This window comes from candidate division TA06 bacterium B3_TA06 (genome assembly GCA_005223075.1).
Taxonomy (GTDB): domain Bacteria; phylum Hydrothermota; class Tepidihabitantia; order B3-TA06; family B3-TA06; genus B3-TA06.
This window is the reverse complement of the sequence record NJBO01000009.1, coordinates 1-15,820: the sequence shown is the minus strand read 5'-3', so window position 1 is coordinate 15,820 and position 15,820 is coordinate 1. Positions and strand designations below refer to the sequence as shown.

Here is a 15,820-nt window from a genome sequence, read left to right as displayed (position 1 = left end):
ACTAGCGCACTCGAGTCTTAAGACGAATCCCACGCCGGCTAGAGTCTATAAAGTTCAAGAACTCCGCCACTTCAGGTATCAAACGCTCCTTGGGTAAAAGCTCAGCCAGCACCTTATCACGCGGTCTGGGGTCCCGGTAGAACATACGGCAGAGTTTTGCTATGAGCCTGCGGAGCTCGGGTGGGAATCCAGCCCGCTCAAGTCCCACACGATTCACCCCGGCGACGTGAAATGGATGTCCGGAACCGAGAAGAAAAGGGGGCAGATCCTGCGTCAGGTAGGAGTGTGCGCCAAGCATGGCAAGCCGCCCGATGCGGACGAACTGGTGAACCCCGCTTGAACCTCCCAGAAAGGCCTGCTCACCGACTTCAACGTGTCCTGCAAGCTGAACACCGTTTGCCAGGGTCACCTGCCCTCCTAACTTGCAATTATGCGAGACATGCGCGTAGGCCATGATGTATGAACCCTTGCCGACTTTCGTTGCCTCGCCCTCACCTGTGGCCCTGTGCAGGGTGGCGAACTCGCGAATCGTGACGTTATCTGCGAGGACAAGAAAGCTTCGCTCACCCGCAAATCGGGTATCCTGGGGCAGACCGCCCAACACCACGTGCTCTGCTATCATACAGTTCTTGCCGATACGCACATGTGGTTTGATGACAGCATGTGAGAGGATGCGTGTTTCGGCTCCGATTATTACATCCTCTTCGATCACCGCGTATGGACCGACACTTACCCCCTCATGCAAGCGGGCGCCTGCTGACAGGACGGCTGTGGGATGGATCTTGCTCATCCTTTGGACGCGGCTACTCTTCCTTGGGGAAAAGCCCCACTACAAAGGTTCCCGACGCGGCAAGCTCGCCGTCTACATGGGCTTCTGCCTCTATCTTGGCCTGCTCGGTCTGCTCAGCATCGCGGTGATAGATCAAACGAGCGTGCATGTCCAGTCTGTCACCCGGTCTTACAGGCCTGCGGAAGCGAACCTTGTCCACGCCCATGAATAACATGTTGCGCTCCTCGCTTTCTCGCTTGGCAAGGATAATGAGCCCCGAAAGCTGGGCCATGGCCTCGATGATCAAAACACCCGGCATCACCGGGAAGCCGGGGAAGTGTCCCGCAAAAAAAGGTTCGTTGTGTGTTACGTTCTTGTAACCCCAGATCTCTTTTTCATCGATCCTGGTTATCCGATCAACCATCAGGAAGGGGTAGCGGTGAGGCAGCTTAGTTCGAATGGCGTCTATATCCAAAGCTGTCATCTAAAACCTCCTTGAGAAGAATTTTGATGGCCCTATGTGTCTCTCGGTGACCGGTCCCGAACGCCCGGATCTTAACCGGTGCTCGAATTCCAATCAAAGCCAGATCGCCGATCAAATCAAGCACCTTGTGGCGCAGCATCTCATCGGCGAATCTGGGTGGATAAGGAAAGCTCAGGTTGCCGCTGTGACGTATCAGGAAAGGGTAGGGAAAGGAAGGGTAATCGCCTGTAGCAAAGCTCCGCGCAGGGGCGATCTGGGAGGCAAAGACCTCCTCGATATTCTGAAACCGCCGAATCCTCAAACCGCGATGAAGAAAGATGTAGCTCAACCTGAGCTCTGCTGCCGGAGACACGTATAAAAAACGAGCGCCTTCAATCACCACGAGCGATGCAGAAACCTCCAGCAGCAGTCGAGAGACCCCTTGGGTAACCACCCCAACCTTCTTGATACCCTGAACGTAAGGCAACGCACTCCCGTCGAGGAAGGGCAGCTCCGCCCCTTCAACGTCCACGTAAGCGTTGTCTATACCCATCCCCCACAAGGCGGCCAGGAGATGCTCCACGAAGGCAAGCTCATCCTTGCCATTCCTAAGGACTACCCTGTGAGAACGAAGCAGTGCATTCTGGATAGAAACCGGGAAGGTGCTGTTCTTATCAATGCGGCGCAGAAGAAGCCCTGTATCCGGCTCAGCGGGTCGGATTCTGACACGGCTGGAGCCCCTGCCCCACAGGCAGGGACCGCCAAGCTCGAAGGGGGCCTTAATTGTCCTTTGAAGGGTCATCTCTAAAAAGCCTCGCCTGCGCGCGCAGGGTTAGGCGGTGAGGGCGGGCAGGTATGCCGGAGACAACCTCTCCGGCTCCTATGTTCTTAAACACTGCTGACTTAGCAAGTACCACCGCCCCTTCTCCAATGTGGACGTGGTCTTTGACGCCCACTTGCCCTGCAAGCACCACCTTATCCTCCAGGACCGAGGAGCCGGCAATACCGCATTGGCCGGTTATGAGACAATTCTTGCCTACCCGCACGTTATGCGCGATATGAACCAGGTTGTCTATCTTGGTTCCCTTGCCGATAACTGTCTGGCTTACGGTGCCGCGGTCGATGCAAACACCTGCCGCGATCTCAACGTCTTCCTCGATCACCACCCTGCCCAGATGCGGGATGTGATGGTGATTACCGTCGGGATCCTGAACATACCCGAAGCCTGGTGAGCCGATGACCGATCCTGCGCCAATCTTCACGCGTGCCCCTATCTTAGAACGTGCATGGATGGTTGCGTTAGGACCTATGAGGCAATCCGGGCCGATCCGAACTTCGGGTCCAACATAGGTAAAAGGCAGAATCACAGAGGAGGAATCAACCAAGGCAGAATCCGATACGTAAACGAGGTCTGGAGATTGTTCCTCTGAAGCCCGTGGAAATGTTTCCAGGGCTTTAACCCAGGATTGACGTACCTCGTGGAGGGAAATAATGGAGCACGCTGAAAACCTCTCAGGATACAACCCGGTGATGATGCACCCTGCATGAGAAGCTGAAAGCTCTGCTGTATCATCCCCGTCGTAGAAGGTAAGCTCATCAGGCGATGCCTCCTCAAAAGCAGCCGGACGCACAAGTTCTACCCCCCCATCCCCCAAAAGCTCTCCTCCTAGCAGTCTGGCCAACTCACCAGCAGTCACAGCTTACCCTCCGCTTTAGTTACTCCTATCCGCAGGACTTGCTATCCCTGCATCACTCTTTGCTGGCAATAAGATAGGCCTGAAGCTTGGCCGCAAGCCCGCTTACCTTCGGCTCAAACAGGGCCTCTTCCTTCTCGGAAATCCTATCGGTAACCGGTGGGAAGACCTCATCTTCCTTGGGCTTAAGAAGCTTTAAGGTCACCACGATGTCACCACCCTGCCGCTGGACCGTCCCCATATAGGCGAACTCCGCATCCAGATTTCGGCCTATCTCCAATGCGGTCGCCTCCTCCAGCTCACGATCGAACGAACCGCCGTATTGCAAAAGCATCGGCTCAACCTCGTGATCTGCAAGAAGCTCAAGCCTCAGCTCCTGCTCAAACTGTGAGACAACCTTAAGGACCACCCTGCGCACCCTTTTGCCGAGTTCCTCAGACTGACTCTTCTCATCCAAGGCGGCGATACCGAAAACCACCACCTTCTTCTTGGCGCTTGAGGCGATTGCTGCGTATTCCCGGTTCAGCTCCTCGATAACCTCGGGGGTGATATCCAGGGAGACGTCGGCGTAAAGAAAGCTTCCTGTGGCTACGTCAAGCACGATCGAGATCCCCTTCTGTTGAGCTATCTCTTCAATCACCGTGTTTATCCTGTCGATCACCGTGGCAAAAATCTCGCGGTGCTTCTGGTCTACCTTGCCGTCCTTGCCCCATATATCCTGCCCAAACGTCTCGAGCTGGTGCCGCATGGCTGTAAGTTCCTGTTGCCTGGCGCGCAGCGCCTCTTCAGAAAGCATGGGCTGCTGTGCCTTGAACTCATCCTCCGCGGTCTGATAAGCCCGCTTAAGTGAATCCAGTTCGAATGTCCACTGAAGCACTGACTGGTTCAGGGTGGCGCGTGCGATCTTTGCGTCCTCAAACTCGGTAAGGATCTTGTCTGAATCTACAAAGGCGATCTTATCCTGCGCCCATACACAACAGAGCGCTGAAAGCACCACGATGGCTATAGCTAAAGTTTTATTCCCCATAGCTTGAACTTTAACGCCCCAGGCTGGTTTGTCAAGCCAGCTCGCACCAACCAACCGATACTATCGAGGACATGAGCGCTGCCAGGAATCAAGAAGATGAGGGGAGATCACGGTTGAGCCTGCACCAAAGGGATAGAGTACGGTCAGGAAGAGGACGTTCACAAGTGCATGGGTAAGCTTGACTCCTTCCAATACTTATGTAAAATTCAGTAGTCAACAAGAGGAGACATGATGGAAAAACTCCGAGTATGGCTATTAGTAGGGTTGACCGTGGGGCTTGTGGTGTGCGAGAAACCCCTGGATATCGGGTGGATCGCCGTCAACTCGACCCCTGCGGGCGCAAGCGTCCTGCTCGACGGTCGCCTTACAGGTCAGAAGACCAACTGCTTGCTCGAGGACGTTGCTGTGGGTTCTCACACCGTAAGCATCACCCTTGAGGGGTATATCCAACACACCCAAACGGTGGAGATCGAAGGCGGAGATACGGTAACCGTAAACGCCTCGTTGCAAGTGGTCCCCGGTGCTCTCCAGGTAAACTCCACCCCTCCAGGTGCCCAAATATGGCTTGACGATGAAAACACCGGTGAGGTTACCAATCATCTTTTTACTGGCGTGAGACCGGGCTCCCATAAAGTGAAACTCGTGCTGGGAGGCTTCTTCGACTGGGAGCGGACGGTTGAGGTGAAATCTAAGGATACCACAATCGTCGAAGCGAACCTCGCCGAGGCCGGAGCCTTGCAGGTGAACTCCACCCCCGAAGAGGCCCAGATATGGCTGGACGGTGAAAACACCGGCCAGGTGACCGATCACCTGTTCGATCCACTGGCGACCGGTTCCTACCGGGTGAAGCTCGTCAAGGAAGGCTACTTCGATTGGGAAGATACGGTAGAGGTAGTGGCAGGCCAGACCACCACCGTCAATGCAACCCTTATCCAATGGGGCAATCTTCAGGTTAACTCCACCCCCCAAGGGGCTGCGATCTGGCTTGACGGTTCAAACACTGGCGAGGTAACCGATCACCTTTTCGAGAGGATGATGCCGGGGTCGTACGTCGTAAGGCTCGTATTGGCGGGCTACACCGATTGGGTAGATACGGTGGAGGTGGTGGGCGGCCAGACAACAACCATAGATGCAAATCTTTCATCGGCTACCGGTAATCTCCAGGTCAACTCCACGCCCACGAGCGCCGAGATATGGCTTGACGGCTCCAACACCGACCAGCTGACCAACCACCTGTTCGAAGACGTAAGCCCGGGTTCGCATATCGTGAAGCTTACGAAAGAAGGCTACAAGGATTGGGTGGATACGGTGGAGGTAACAGCCGGCGAAACCACCACCATCGACGCCACCCTTGAAGAGATAGTGATAGAAGAGGTTGAGTTGGCTTACGATGACGGCACCCCTACCGGTGGCTATTTCTGGCCCGGAGCCGGCTACGTGTCGGCGGTCAGGATGACCCCTCCGGCAGGCACCTGGAAGCTCAAAACCGCCCGCTACTACTTCACAAAGGTCAAGGGACCGGTCAAGGTTCGCGTCCTGGACGATGCAGGAGGAACGCCTGGCTCTGATCTCATCTCCGGATTCAACATCAACCCCAGCACAGAATGGTATGACGTTGACCTCGAGTCCTACAACATTATGGTCAGCGGGGATTTCTACGTCGGCATCGAATACCTCTCCACGAGCGACTCCACAGCTTATGGTTATGACCCGGTAAACAACGGCCGGGCATGGGACTACTACCCGCCGCCTGATGATGTGTGGGAAAGGTGGAATGAGACCTACTTCATGCGTGCGGTGGTTCAAAGCCAGTCAGGCATGGAGGTGATTCTTGATTCGAGATGGAATAAGCCTGCTGCCCCTGCCAGTCCAGTAAGAGAAGACCTTCTGCCGGTTATAGAACGCCCCACACAAGGTAGTGGCAATTCTTAGAATCAAACATCCCGAGGGAGGGGAATCAATCTCCTCCCTCGTCCGGTTTTTAAAACCCAAAGGAGGGTTTATGAAAAAAGCAACATCACTGTTGCTTGCGGTGGTGATCGCGGCTCTCGCATACACCCCTAACTCCTTCCGTTACGCCTCAACCGCAGGCATACTGTGGGACGACTACGACTGGTTCCTGGCTGATCCCGCACGCATCCCTTTAATCGAGGGCTACCAGCTCTACACCAACCTTGCCAACTTCGTTACCGCGGAGGAGCATCCCCTGTCCGATTCGATCGGATTCCAGGGACCAGGCTTCTATCTCATCGGAGGCAAAGGCTGGGGCCCGCCGCTCGGTGCAGCCGGGGTGTTCGACACCCGGATGCTGCGCTTCGCCGACTCAATCGATATCGACGGCGACACGTACTGGGGCCATGGCGCTAAGGCCGATACCAACTATCAGGTCGATCCTGACGACGGCTCGATTATCGGAACCGACATCGCTACCGAGGTCGTGGACGCATACCACACCCGCAACGACTTTGACGGCTATCTCGGCCTGGGATACACGCTCGGCGAGACGTTCAGTATGGGACTTGGATACTATCATGGCAGCAACAAGATAAGCTGGTTCCCTGCGGACAATAATCAGATCATCAGCAATTATTCGTACACCACCGGCCTGGACACCTACGACACCGCCTACTCATTCAACGAGTTCACCACCACCGAGATGAGTAACCGGATAAAGCTGGGAGCCTGGACAGAGATCGATTATCTCCAGCTTTCCGGCTACCTGGGCGCGGATATCTTCAGCGGCAACAAGGGGCTTGATACCCTTTACCGCTACTCCCTGGCCGAGAGCTACCCGGGTCTGGACACGAGAACCGACACCGTGGTGAACAATCTTGGAACCTGGCCTTACTCGGGCATGGGGATACCGGTGGAGCTTCTGGGCATCTACGAGATCGACGAAGGACAGGAGGTCTGGTTCTTTGGCGGCGTAGAGTATCGAACCTGGAGATGGAAAGACGGTGCAGGTATCACGGACGTCAGCATAGACACCCTGCTTGAGGACTACGAGGAACCGCCCGATACCTTCACCCGGACCACGGCCAACATAAACTCAACCCTTGCCGCAGGCTCAGGCTCATACTCCGGCCTGGCTTACAACCTCGGGGTCAAAGGCGTCTTTGCTATAAACGAGATGGTCACCTTCGGACTCGGGGTGCACTTTGCCGGCTCTTCAGGAAGAGACTCCACCTATAACGATCACACCGACTCCACCCTGACTTCGCTCGACGACGGCGACGGCATGGGAGAGGTCACGGACGTTACTACGACCACCCTTAAGACATACTCAGACTATCTGGTTAACGAGGCCTTTAGCATGGCCTTCCACTTCCCGGTCGGGGTCGAGTTCACGCCCCTCAAATGGCTGGCGCTTCGTCTGGGTGCCACCTACGTTCACGAGATGAGCACCTACCGCACCTGGGCTGAGGCAACAAGTGCCATCTATACAGAGACCTACACCCAGTTCGGCGACGGCACCAGCGATGCCTCCACTACCTACCTCCCCTATGACATTGGGCACGCCGAGGGCGAACAGAAAGAGACGCTGGATAAGGTAACCTACGACTTCGGGATCGGGTTCAAGATAACCAAAAACCTCCAGATCGACCTGATGGGCTTTTCCGACCTAACCGACATGGGCAACTGGAAGCTCTCGGCGATCTTTAAATTCTAAAGCTTTTGGCGGCGGGCGGCATCATAGGCACCCGCCGCTTTTTAGTTTACACAAAGGGCCAAAGACAACGTAGGCTCCCTGAAACTTAAGGGTAAGGACCCCAGTACAAAAAAGTTGACACCCTCAATGAATCAGCTTATAGTTGTCAAAACCAAGGAGAATTCATGGCGAAAAACCTAACGCTTTGTCTGTTTCTAGCCCTTCCACTGCTTGCTGTGGATTGGAACAACCCGCAACACATAGACCCCAGCACAGTAGAACCTGCACAGGTCTTCACCGCCAATCCAGACAGCCTGCACATGCTTGCCCGTGAGGCTTACAATAAAGAAAACTATCTGGAGGCTGCCCGATACTACCTCGCGGTAGCCCATTACCAGCCGGATAACGTGACCGCGATCTACAACTTGGCCTGCTGCTACGGATTAGTGGGTGATGAAAAGCGTGCGGTCGCATTCCTTAATGCCGCATGGGAGCGAGGCTTCAGTGATCTCGAACATATAAAGAAGGACCCTGACTTCAAAAAGGTTCGCAAAGCTGAGGCCTTCAAGGAACTTATGGCAAGATTCGAGGAGGAGACAAAAGAGGAAGAGGAGGCCGGCATAGGATCATTCTCATTCCATACCCAAACAATCCAGCTTGCAAGCCTTATCTATCCCGCTGATTACGACTCCACCAAAGCTTCTCCCCTTCTTGTGTTCCTTCACGGACGTGGAGGATCGGCTCAAAACTCCATGCATCTATTTACCGATGTGGAAGAGCTTGAGCAAAGCGAGGAGATCACAGCAAAGCTCTCTTCATACTTTATCTGCGTCCCTGACGCCCCTTATCCACTGGATATAGGGGCAGAGATCGGCCACAGCTGGGTGCTTGAGGCGGCACCCGACGGCAAAACGAGACAGTTTTCTTTTGAGCGCTCGGCAGACCTCGTCATGGATATGCTGGATGAACTCATCGCTCAGTACCCGATTGATACAACCAGGGTCTATCTCTTCGGATTCTCTCAGGGCGCGGGGTTGACGTATATGGCGGGGCTTGCGCATCCAGATCGCTTCGCCGGCATCGCTTCCTTCGGCGGTTGGCTGGATGATAAGCTGACCGACGAGGTGCTTGCGCAGGCCAAAGACCTGCAGGTTCTCATCGTTCACGGAACCGAGGACAAGGTGGTCCCATACGAGGCGGGCAAGAACGCCTACAAACGCCTGGAGAAGCACAGCTACGAGGTTACTCTGGAGGAGTTTGAGGGTGGTCACTTCATCCATCCTGACAAATTCCTTGCCATGCTCGAATGGATGGAGGGGAAATAAAACTAATCCTTCGCGTTTACTTGGTGCTCGGGGTAACCCTCTTATCTTTCTGTGATCAAGCCCCCAGGTTTACCTCGCCGCATCCATACGAACACGGGATGAACCTGCCATCCTGGCGGATAGATGGCTATGAAGCAGATGAGCTTGATGAATCTCTTGCCGACCTCGCAGATTGCGGCGGAGACTGGGTTACACTGGTTTCAACGTGGTATCAGGAGGGCGTCAACTCCACCGATATCCATCGCACCCAACGCACGGTCTCCGACTCCAGTCTTATTCGAGCCATCCAGATAGCTCGCAGGTATGAGTTTCACCTGATGCTTAAGCCCCACCTTGACGTTGAAACTGGAGAATGGAGAGGGAAGATCAAGCCCTCTGACATCGATGCCTGGTTTGAATCTTATCGCGAGATGATCCTGCACTACGCCGATATCTGTGAGGAATACGGCATAGAGAGGCTTTGCGTCGGTACTGAGCTTAACTCCCTTTCTCGTGAACCCCAGTGGAGAGAACTAATTGAGTCTATACGTAGCCGCTACCCAGGAGAGCTAACCTATGCCGCCAATTGGGATGCTATCAATAGTGTTGAGTTCTGGGATGTCCTGGACTTTGCAGGGATCGATTTCTTCGCACCACTTGCTTCCCGGGATAACGACGATGTTGAAGTATATCTAACAAATCTATGCGAATGGTTCGACCGCCTCGACGGTTTTGCCGATAAGGTTGGAATCCCGATCATCATTACGGAGATAGGCTTCAGAAGCATAGGCGATACCCCGCAAAGACCGTGGGACTGGAGAAGCGAAGGAGTCATGAGCGAAGCTGAACAGGCGGAGTGCTACCGGGTGGTGCTTGAGGCCTTCCCATGTAAACAGTGGCTGGCGGGCATCTACTTCTGGTTTTGGAGTTCTGATCCTGAAAACATCTCTCCTAGCGGTTACTCCCCCCAGGGGAAAGAAGCCCAGGAACTCCTGAAGGAGTTCTGGCGATGAGCGTACTGACTGTAATTCTCTTAATGTATCTACCTGCACCGGTTCAACCAATCCAGTGGGAATTAAACTCTCTGGAACTCTCCTTTAGGACGGGATACTACGGTTCCCGCTATACCACTCAGCTTCTTCCCGAACTTCGCGCCAACGGCTGTCTGCACGACTTAGAGCACAACTTGGAACTTGAGTTCGGTTGGCCGATTAGTGTCGCTCACTTTACCCTCTACCCTCACGGCGGGATCAGGGCAAGGCTTCTCGGCTTTTTAAGCCCTGGATATTCAAATTGGGAGATCGGATTGGGCGACGCCGACTTTGGTTTGGAGGCCTTTATCAATAAAAAGCTGTCTTTGAACTTCAACATCCTGATACCTGCAGGAAGCTACTACGACCGGCTTGGTGAAGGCCATTGGTCGGCTTCGGCAGGAATCGGTTACCTTTTTAGAGCTCGGCTTCCACTCCAAGTTGACCTGCTCTGGCAAGGGGTCAATCCAGACGGAGTCGACCTAGGGAACGGCACAATCATTGCGGCCGGATACCTCGTGCCGAAAGGATGGTTCCTTTCCTCGTCACTTGCGGCGTTTCTGCCGGACAAGAGCGGGCCTTTCGACTTTAATGATCGGACTAGTATAGATTGGTCAGCTAAGGTTGAAAAACAATACAGATTCGGTCAAGACTGGTCAGTGAGTCTCTGTCTTGAGCAGACCCTGTGGGGGCTGGATACCGAGGTTTGGACGACCCTGGAGGTTAGCCTTCAAAGATTGGCAAGAGATAAGGCAAAGGAGTAGAATGGATGGAGGGGAAATAGAGCGATTGACAGCTATCCGTAACCGTTATATACTCCACGGATAATCGAGGAGGTTTACATTATGAAAATCATGGTGCGAAGCAAGGGTGAGAAAGGATGGAAGCCGTTGGATGAGTCTCACTATGACAGCGAAGCCCACCTTCAGGAATTGCTAAACAAAGACATCAGCCTGATACCTCTGGAACCACCTCTTCTCGTCTCCGTCAGCGAGTTCGGGCTTCCCGGCTCAGGTGCAACCGATATCATTGCAGTTAATCAGGATGGGGCAATTACCATCATCGAGTGCAAGCTGGCAAAGAGCCACGAGGTAAGGCGGATGGTCATCGGCCAGCTTCTGGAATATGCCGCTTTCCTTACCAAGATGTCGGCAGATGAGTTCGTGGAGACGTTTGATAGGCTGGCCGATGCACCTCTCTACGAAACGATAGCTAGCAAGCTGGAGGATTTTGAGGAGTCCATGTTCAAGGAGAATTTGGCGGATAACCTCAAGCGGGGCGAGTTCACGCTCATCGTGGCGGTTGACAGTATCAATGAAGAACTTCGGGAGATCATCCTCTACCTCAACGCACACAGCGACTGCACGGTAGGGGCGCTGGAGTTAGAGTACTTCAAGGACGACAAACGCGAGTTGCTTGTGCCGCGTCTGTATGGAGGGCCGGAAGTAAAGGAGGCGACCGGCAAACAACGACCCACAGCCAAAAGGCGAAGGTGGGATGAGGCTTCATTCTTTGAGGAAGCGCGGAGTCTAGGCGAAAACCTCTTTCCCCTTGCACGTAACCTCTATGAGTTTTCCAAAAAAGAAGCCGATATAGTTTCTTGGGGAACAGGTGCTGTCAACGGTTCATTCACATTCAAGGTTAGAAGTGCGTCGAGAACGCCTTCCATCTTTTCCCTTTTTACCAACGGCTTTCTTTACATCAATTTTGGATATTTATCTCCCGTAGCCAAAGAGAATGACATGGAAATCCTGAGGAATAAGTTGAACGAAATACCAGGAGTGAGTATCGAAGCAAAGAATTTCTCGGAGTATTACCCCACTTTCAAGTTTGAGCTTTTGCGCGACGAATCCGCCTTGAGAATCTTCAAGGAAGCCGTGCTTTGGATGAGGGATGTGCTGCATTCCTATAAGGATAAGCAGTAATTGAATCAAAAGCCATAGGCACACTACTTGCCGAGGCGTCAGCGCCCATCCGGTGGCGGGCGGTGCCGAGGTAATTATAAGTGATATGGAAGCTACTATCGCCGCAACAACCAAGGGCTGAGCGCGCCGGTTCCTTCAACGTCAACCTCTGCGCCGGGCCGTGGGCAGGGGAGAACGTAGGGCCGTGAGGATACAAGAAGGATCTGAGCGGCTGCGGATCGAGTATGCCGTCCTAACGACACCTCCATAGCGATATAATTCATGCTCAGCTACAGTCTTTTATGTATTGACAAACTCTTTCAAAACTGTATAGTTTGTAAAAATAATCCATTACATGGAGGAGAGATAATTGAGGGCGATTTCCCTCCTCGGAAAGGGGTTTTATGGTGATACGTATGGAGCCTGTTGTTTTTAATTTCCCGCATTCCAGGCTCTACGACTTCTACACTAAGGTATTCTTCCTGAAGATCTACGAGCAGTTCGCTCGCTGGATACCTGTAGGCAATCCCAAGGGTAAGGTTCTAGACGTCGGAGCCGCAGCCGGTTATCTGGGTGTGGCACTCGCCGAGAAGTATCCCCAACTTAAGGTATACTCGACCGACCTCGCACCGGACATGGTACGTATGAATCGCAAGGTTATCCGCCGGAACAAACTCGCAGACCGTGTTATCGCTCAGTGCGAGGATGCATACAACCTGAGCTTTGCTGATAGCACGTTCGATCTGGTGATCAACTCATTCACATTCCATCACTGGGATAACCCAAAGCGAATGTTTGCAGAGCTCTACCGGGTGCTGAAACCCGGTGGAGAGATGTTCATCATAGACGGCAAGCAGGGGTTCAACTACGAGGAGATGAAGGAGTTCTGCCGCACGGCGGGCTTCGGCCCTCTGGGCCGACTGCTGGCTCGGATCATGGGTAAACTCGTATGGATTGACTTTGTCAGCACCGACTACGCCCACTCAGCACTTGCTTCATCGCCCTTTGAAAACGCAACCTGTGAGGAGACAGGCGTTTTCATGTTCCTGCGCGGCTCCAAGGCAGTTCCTGCGTTGGCCTAAAACATACCCACTGGGCGTCTAACCTGGCCCGTACAGATTGCTATCTCTGATCCTTTCCCCGAGGAGTGAGACTTTAAAAATTATGCTGCGCGTTGCCACCCCACATCAGCCAGCCGTGAGCATTGCGGTCCTTTGCGTCTAGACAGAAGAGACTGCCATAGTCGGTTCCCCAGTAGATGCTGCCTTCGGCTATCGCAGGCTGAAAGCGTATCGGCTCGCCGCAGGCATAACGCCAGAGCTCGTGGCCGGTTTCAGCGTCAAGACAGATGATCTCACCTGAGACCGCTCCTATATAGAGCTTTCCAGCAGCATAGGAAGGTGGGGAAAAGGGCCTTCCGCCAGGGGAGTCCTTGATCTGGATGTAACTTGTCCAGATAACCTTACCGGACTCAGCCTCAAGCGCCTTCAGGGTATCGCCCATCGAGGAATAGGAGACGCCGTGGATTAACGTGGGTCTTGACCCCTGGTAGGCCCACACACCTGACACTGAGGCGATGCCCAGGTTGGCCTCGCTCTGAGCGAGCTTGGCAGCCGATGGAGCCGAGGTAAATCCCACCGAGGCGTCAAGTGCTGCCTGTTCGGATGCATATCTGGAACCGCTCTCAACGTTAAGATACTCTGCCTCCTGCTTGGCCCAGAGGGTCTTGTTGTCACGCAGACCTGCCTTGGTCAGACGTCCCTGGCCCTCGGTGCGCACCGTTTTACTCTCGCCGCCCACGACGCGCTCGGAGTCCTCCCTAAGGCTCACGTATATCTCGCCGCGCCATACCCAGGGTGCTGAGGTGGCCTGATGTTCTTTGGAGAAGATCTTCTTACCGGTGGAAAGATCAAAGCAGTGAACCGAACCTTCAAGGGTGGTCGCGTAGACCTTGCCCTCGGCGATGACCGGGGCCGTGATCACCTCGCCGGGGATGGACTGAGTCCAGTATTGGCTACCGTCGCGAAGTCCCATACAGGCAAGGGAATGACCGCCGCGCTGATCAGGATAGGCCATCACCACACGTTCCTCCGCAATCGCTGGCTGGCTCATCAACGGATCGCCAAGCCAGCGCCCCCATATCTTCTTGCCTGTTTTCGCGTCGAGAACGTAGAGTATGCAGCTTTCCGTATTGAACGCCACATATCCCTTTGAGACCACCGCGGCGGTCGGGCCGTCGTCTGCGCAGTGAAAGAGCCACAAAGGCTTGCCCGAGGAGGCATCAAGGGCGTAGAACTCGTATGAGCCGAAGCCACCGCCCACATAGACCCTGCCGTCAACCACAGCCGGGGTAGGCAACGGGAGTGAGCGCTCGAGCTTCACCTTCCAGCCCTTGCGGCCGTCCTTTGCGGTAAACGTCTTCACATCAAGTTCGGGATTTCGCTCCAGGCTCTCCATTCCATCGCCGATAAGATCCCCTGCTCCAGAGGCAACCTGTGGAACCGGTTCAATAACCTGCATCTCGCCCGACTCCGGCGTCAGGGGATCATCCGTCTCAGAACCCACGAGTGCAATTAGCACCAGCGGTAGAAGCACTATCAAGAACTTACGTCGCATCACGCGGGACGCAGGTGATGTGTTACGGGTGTTACGGGGGGTGTTACGGGTCATTACGCCTCCTTTATGCTCTCTATATCCTCTCCTACCCCCTAAGTAACGAAATATTCCCTAATACGGGCAGAGTGACTTGCTAGTCTGCTTTGTGCGGGTCCTTCCGTGGACGGTAAATCTTGAAGAAGCCGTCGGGCTGGCGTTTGAGGAAGACGTATGTATCCTCGACAGTGACCTCTTCGCCTACCTTATGTTCGACCTTTGCGCGGTAGCAGAAGAGTCCCTCGGTGGGAAGATCGTACATCGTCTCCGGACGCAGGCTCAGAACTCGCAGGTGCTCTGCTTTCTTCTTCCAGGTCTTGAAGGTCTTGAATTTGGGACGCGGGGAGAAGGTAGCTTCGCCGCCGTAGAGATTGGGATAAGCCTGGCCTTCGGCTACCAGAAGGTCGTAGGCCGCTTTGAAGTCGTTGGTGTCCAAGGCGGTGTAGTAGCGCAGGATGGTTCCGTGGGCCGCACCTGAACCTGGAATAATGTAGCAGAAGACAATCGCGGCATCCAGAGAACCGGCCTGCGCTGCGGCCTGCGAGTATGCCCTTATGCGTGCCTTCTGTGGAGCGGCGTCTTCTTTAACCGGAATGCCCATCGCGAACTCAAAGGTATCCGGCGCCTTGCCCGCAAGGATCACACTGCGTCTATCGAGCACTTCTGCATTCTCGCCGTGAAGCTCAATGGGGAACATCCCTTGTGCGAGGCTTGCTTTACCTGTTACCAGAGTCCACGAGAAGGTATCACCCTTCGCAGGTGTAAGAATCTCTATCATCTCCCCGTCGGAGACAAACTTCGGGGACTCTGCCTTGCCCTTGTCTCCGCACGCCGAGAAGATCAAGAGAGATAATAATGGGGGAAGTATTGTTGCACGTTTCATGATGCAGTCTATTGATAATTGTGTGCTCTGTCAAGTGCCCGCATTGCCTTATCAAAAATCTACTCTATTCTTCTATTTTGGTAACCATCCCTTGGCGCACGCACTCTTAGGGGTTGACAAAGCTCGACTTATCGCTATACTTTTTGATTCTGGCGCTCTGCCGGAAAGGTGGTCGGTATTTCCTGACCAACGTGGGTAAGAAAAGTTCGCAAGCAAAGGGGAGGGGTTTGCTGCGCGATGTTTTTTGTTCTGTAGTTTTGAAGGAGGAAAGCAAATGGCGAAGGCCAAGTTTGATAGATCGAAGCCGCACATAAACATAGGAACTATAGGTCACGTGGATCACGGTAAGACCACGTTGACAGCGGCGATAACCAAGGTGTTGGGCTTTGCGGGCGGAGCTAAATTTACGCCTTTTGATGAGATTGACAAGGCGCCTGAGGAGAA

At 54.0% G+C, this 15,820-nt stretch carries 15 protein-coding genes; 8 read left to right on the top strand and 7 right to left on the bottom strand.

Going from position 1 to position 15,820, the window contains the following annotated elements; all coding sequences use genetic code 11:
- Position 1 precedes the first annotated feature (1 nt).
- From CEE36_06515 to CEE36_06495, 5 genes are read right to left on the bottom strand one after another with little or no spacing between them, the layout of a single operon-like run.
- Positions 2-790: an acyl-[acyl-carrier-protein]--UDP-N-acetylglucosamine O-acyltransferase gene (locus CEE36_06515; protein ID TKJ42731.1), complete on the bottom strand. Its 789-nt coding sequence runs from the start codon at positions 788-790 to the stop codon at positions 2-4.
- A 13-nt stretch (positions 791-803) separates the two neighbouring features.
- Positions 804-1,253, bottom strand: a complete 450-nt coding sequence (gene fabZ / locus CEE36_06510) for a 3-hydroxyacyl-[acyl-carrier-protein] dehydratase FabZ (GenBank protein ID TKJ42730.1) — start codon at positions 1,251-1,253, stop codon at positions 804-806.
- Positions 1,219-2,034: a hypothetical protein gene (locus CEE36_06505; GenBank protein ID TKJ42729.1), complete on the bottom strand. Its 816-nt coding sequence runs from the start codon at positions 2,032-2,034 to the stop codon at positions 1,219-1,221. Before CEE36_06505 ends, fabZ begins: the two co-directional genes overlap by 35 nt.
- A complete protein-coding gene (lpxD, locus tag CEE36_06500) occupies positions 2,012-2,929 on the bottom strand; it encodes a UDP-3-O-(3-hydroxymyristoyl)glucosamine N-acyltransferase (GenBank protein TKJ42728.1) in 918 nt (305 codons plus the stop codon). The genes CEE36_06505 and lpxD overlap by 23 nt, the downstream gene beginning before the upstream one ends.
- A gap of 52 nt (positions 2,930-2,981) precedes the next feature.
- Positions 2,982-3,953, bottom strand: a complete 972-nt coding sequence (locus CEE36_06495; protein ID TKJ42727.1) for a hypothetical protein — start codon at positions 3,951-3,953, stop codon at positions 2,982-2,984.
- A 228-nt stretch (positions 3,954-4,181) separates the two neighbouring features.
- Here CEE36_06495 and CEE36_06490 point away from each other — a divergent pair, with 228 nt between their 5' ends.
- The 7 genes from CEE36_06490 to CEE36_06460 all read left to right on the top strand — a co-directional run bounded on the left by CEE36_06490 (position 4,182) and on the right by CEE36_06460 (position 12,923).
- Entirely contained in the window at positions 4,182-5,885 is a 1,704-nt protein-coding gene (locus CEE36_06490) for a hypothetical protein (protein ID TKJ42726.1), read from the top strand.
- A gap of 70 nt (positions 5,886-5,955) precedes the next feature.
- The gene (locus CEE36_06485; GenBank protein TKJ42725.1) at positions 5,956-7,623 is read left to right on the top strand and encodes a hypothetical protein; all 1,668 of its coding nucleotides are present in this window, start codon (positions 5,956-5,958) and stop codon (positions 7,621-7,623) included.
- Positions 7,624-7,787: 164 nt separating this feature from the next.
- Complete coding sequence (locus tag CEE36_06480; GenBank protein TKJ42724.1) at positions 7,788-8,927, top strand: hypothetical protein; 1,140 nt, start codon at positions 7,788-7,790, stop codon at positions 8,925-8,927.
- A 20-nt stretch (positions 8,928-8,947) separates the two neighbouring features.
- Positions 8,948-9,919 (top strand): hypothetical protein, encoded by a 972-nt coding sequence (locus CEE36_06475; GenBank protein ID TKJ42723.1) that lies wholly within the window; start codon positions 8,948-8,950, stop codon positions 9,917-9,919.
- Positions 9,916-10,701, top strand: coding sequence for a hypothetical protein (locus CEE36_06470; GenBank protein ID TKJ42722.1), 786 nt, complete (start codon positions 9,916-9,918; stop codon positions 10,699-10,701). Before CEE36_06475 ends, CEE36_06470 begins: the two co-directional genes overlap by 4 nt.
- 81 nt (positions 10,702-10,782) lie before the next feature.
- On the top strand, positions 10,783-11,862 hold the full coding sequence (locus CEE36_06465; GenBank protein TKJ42721.1) for a hypothetical protein: 1,080 nt from the start codon (positions 10,783-10,785) through the stop codon (positions 11,860-11,862).
- 383 nt (positions 11,863-12,245) lie between these two features.
- Entirely contained in the window at positions 12,246-12,923 is a 678-nt protein-coding gene (locus CEE36_06460) for a hypothetical protein (protein TKJ42720.1), read from the top strand.
- A gap of 73 nt (positions 12,924-12,996) precedes the next feature.
- On the opposite strand, the gene CEE36_06455 is transcribed toward CEE36_06460, so the two are convergent.
- Positions 12,997-14,511, bottom strand: a complete 1,515-nt coding sequence (locus CEE36_06455) for a hypothetical protein (protein TKJ42719.1) — start codon at positions 14,509-14,511, stop codon at positions 12,997-12,999.
- A gap of 79 nt (positions 14,512-14,590) precedes the next feature.
- On the bottom strand, positions 14,591-15,376 hold the full coding sequence (locus CEE36_06450) for a hypothetical protein (GenBank protein ID TKJ42718.1): 786 nt from the start codon (positions 15,374-15,376) through the stop codon (positions 14,591-14,593).
- A gap of 274 nt (positions 15,377-15,650) precedes the next feature.
- On the opposite strand from CEE36_06450, the gene CEE36_06445 reads away from it, so the two are divergent.
- Positions 15,651-15,820 (top strand): hypothetical protein (locus tag CEE36_06445; protein ID TKJ42717.1); only part of this gene is annotated, 170 nt, incomplete at its 3' end.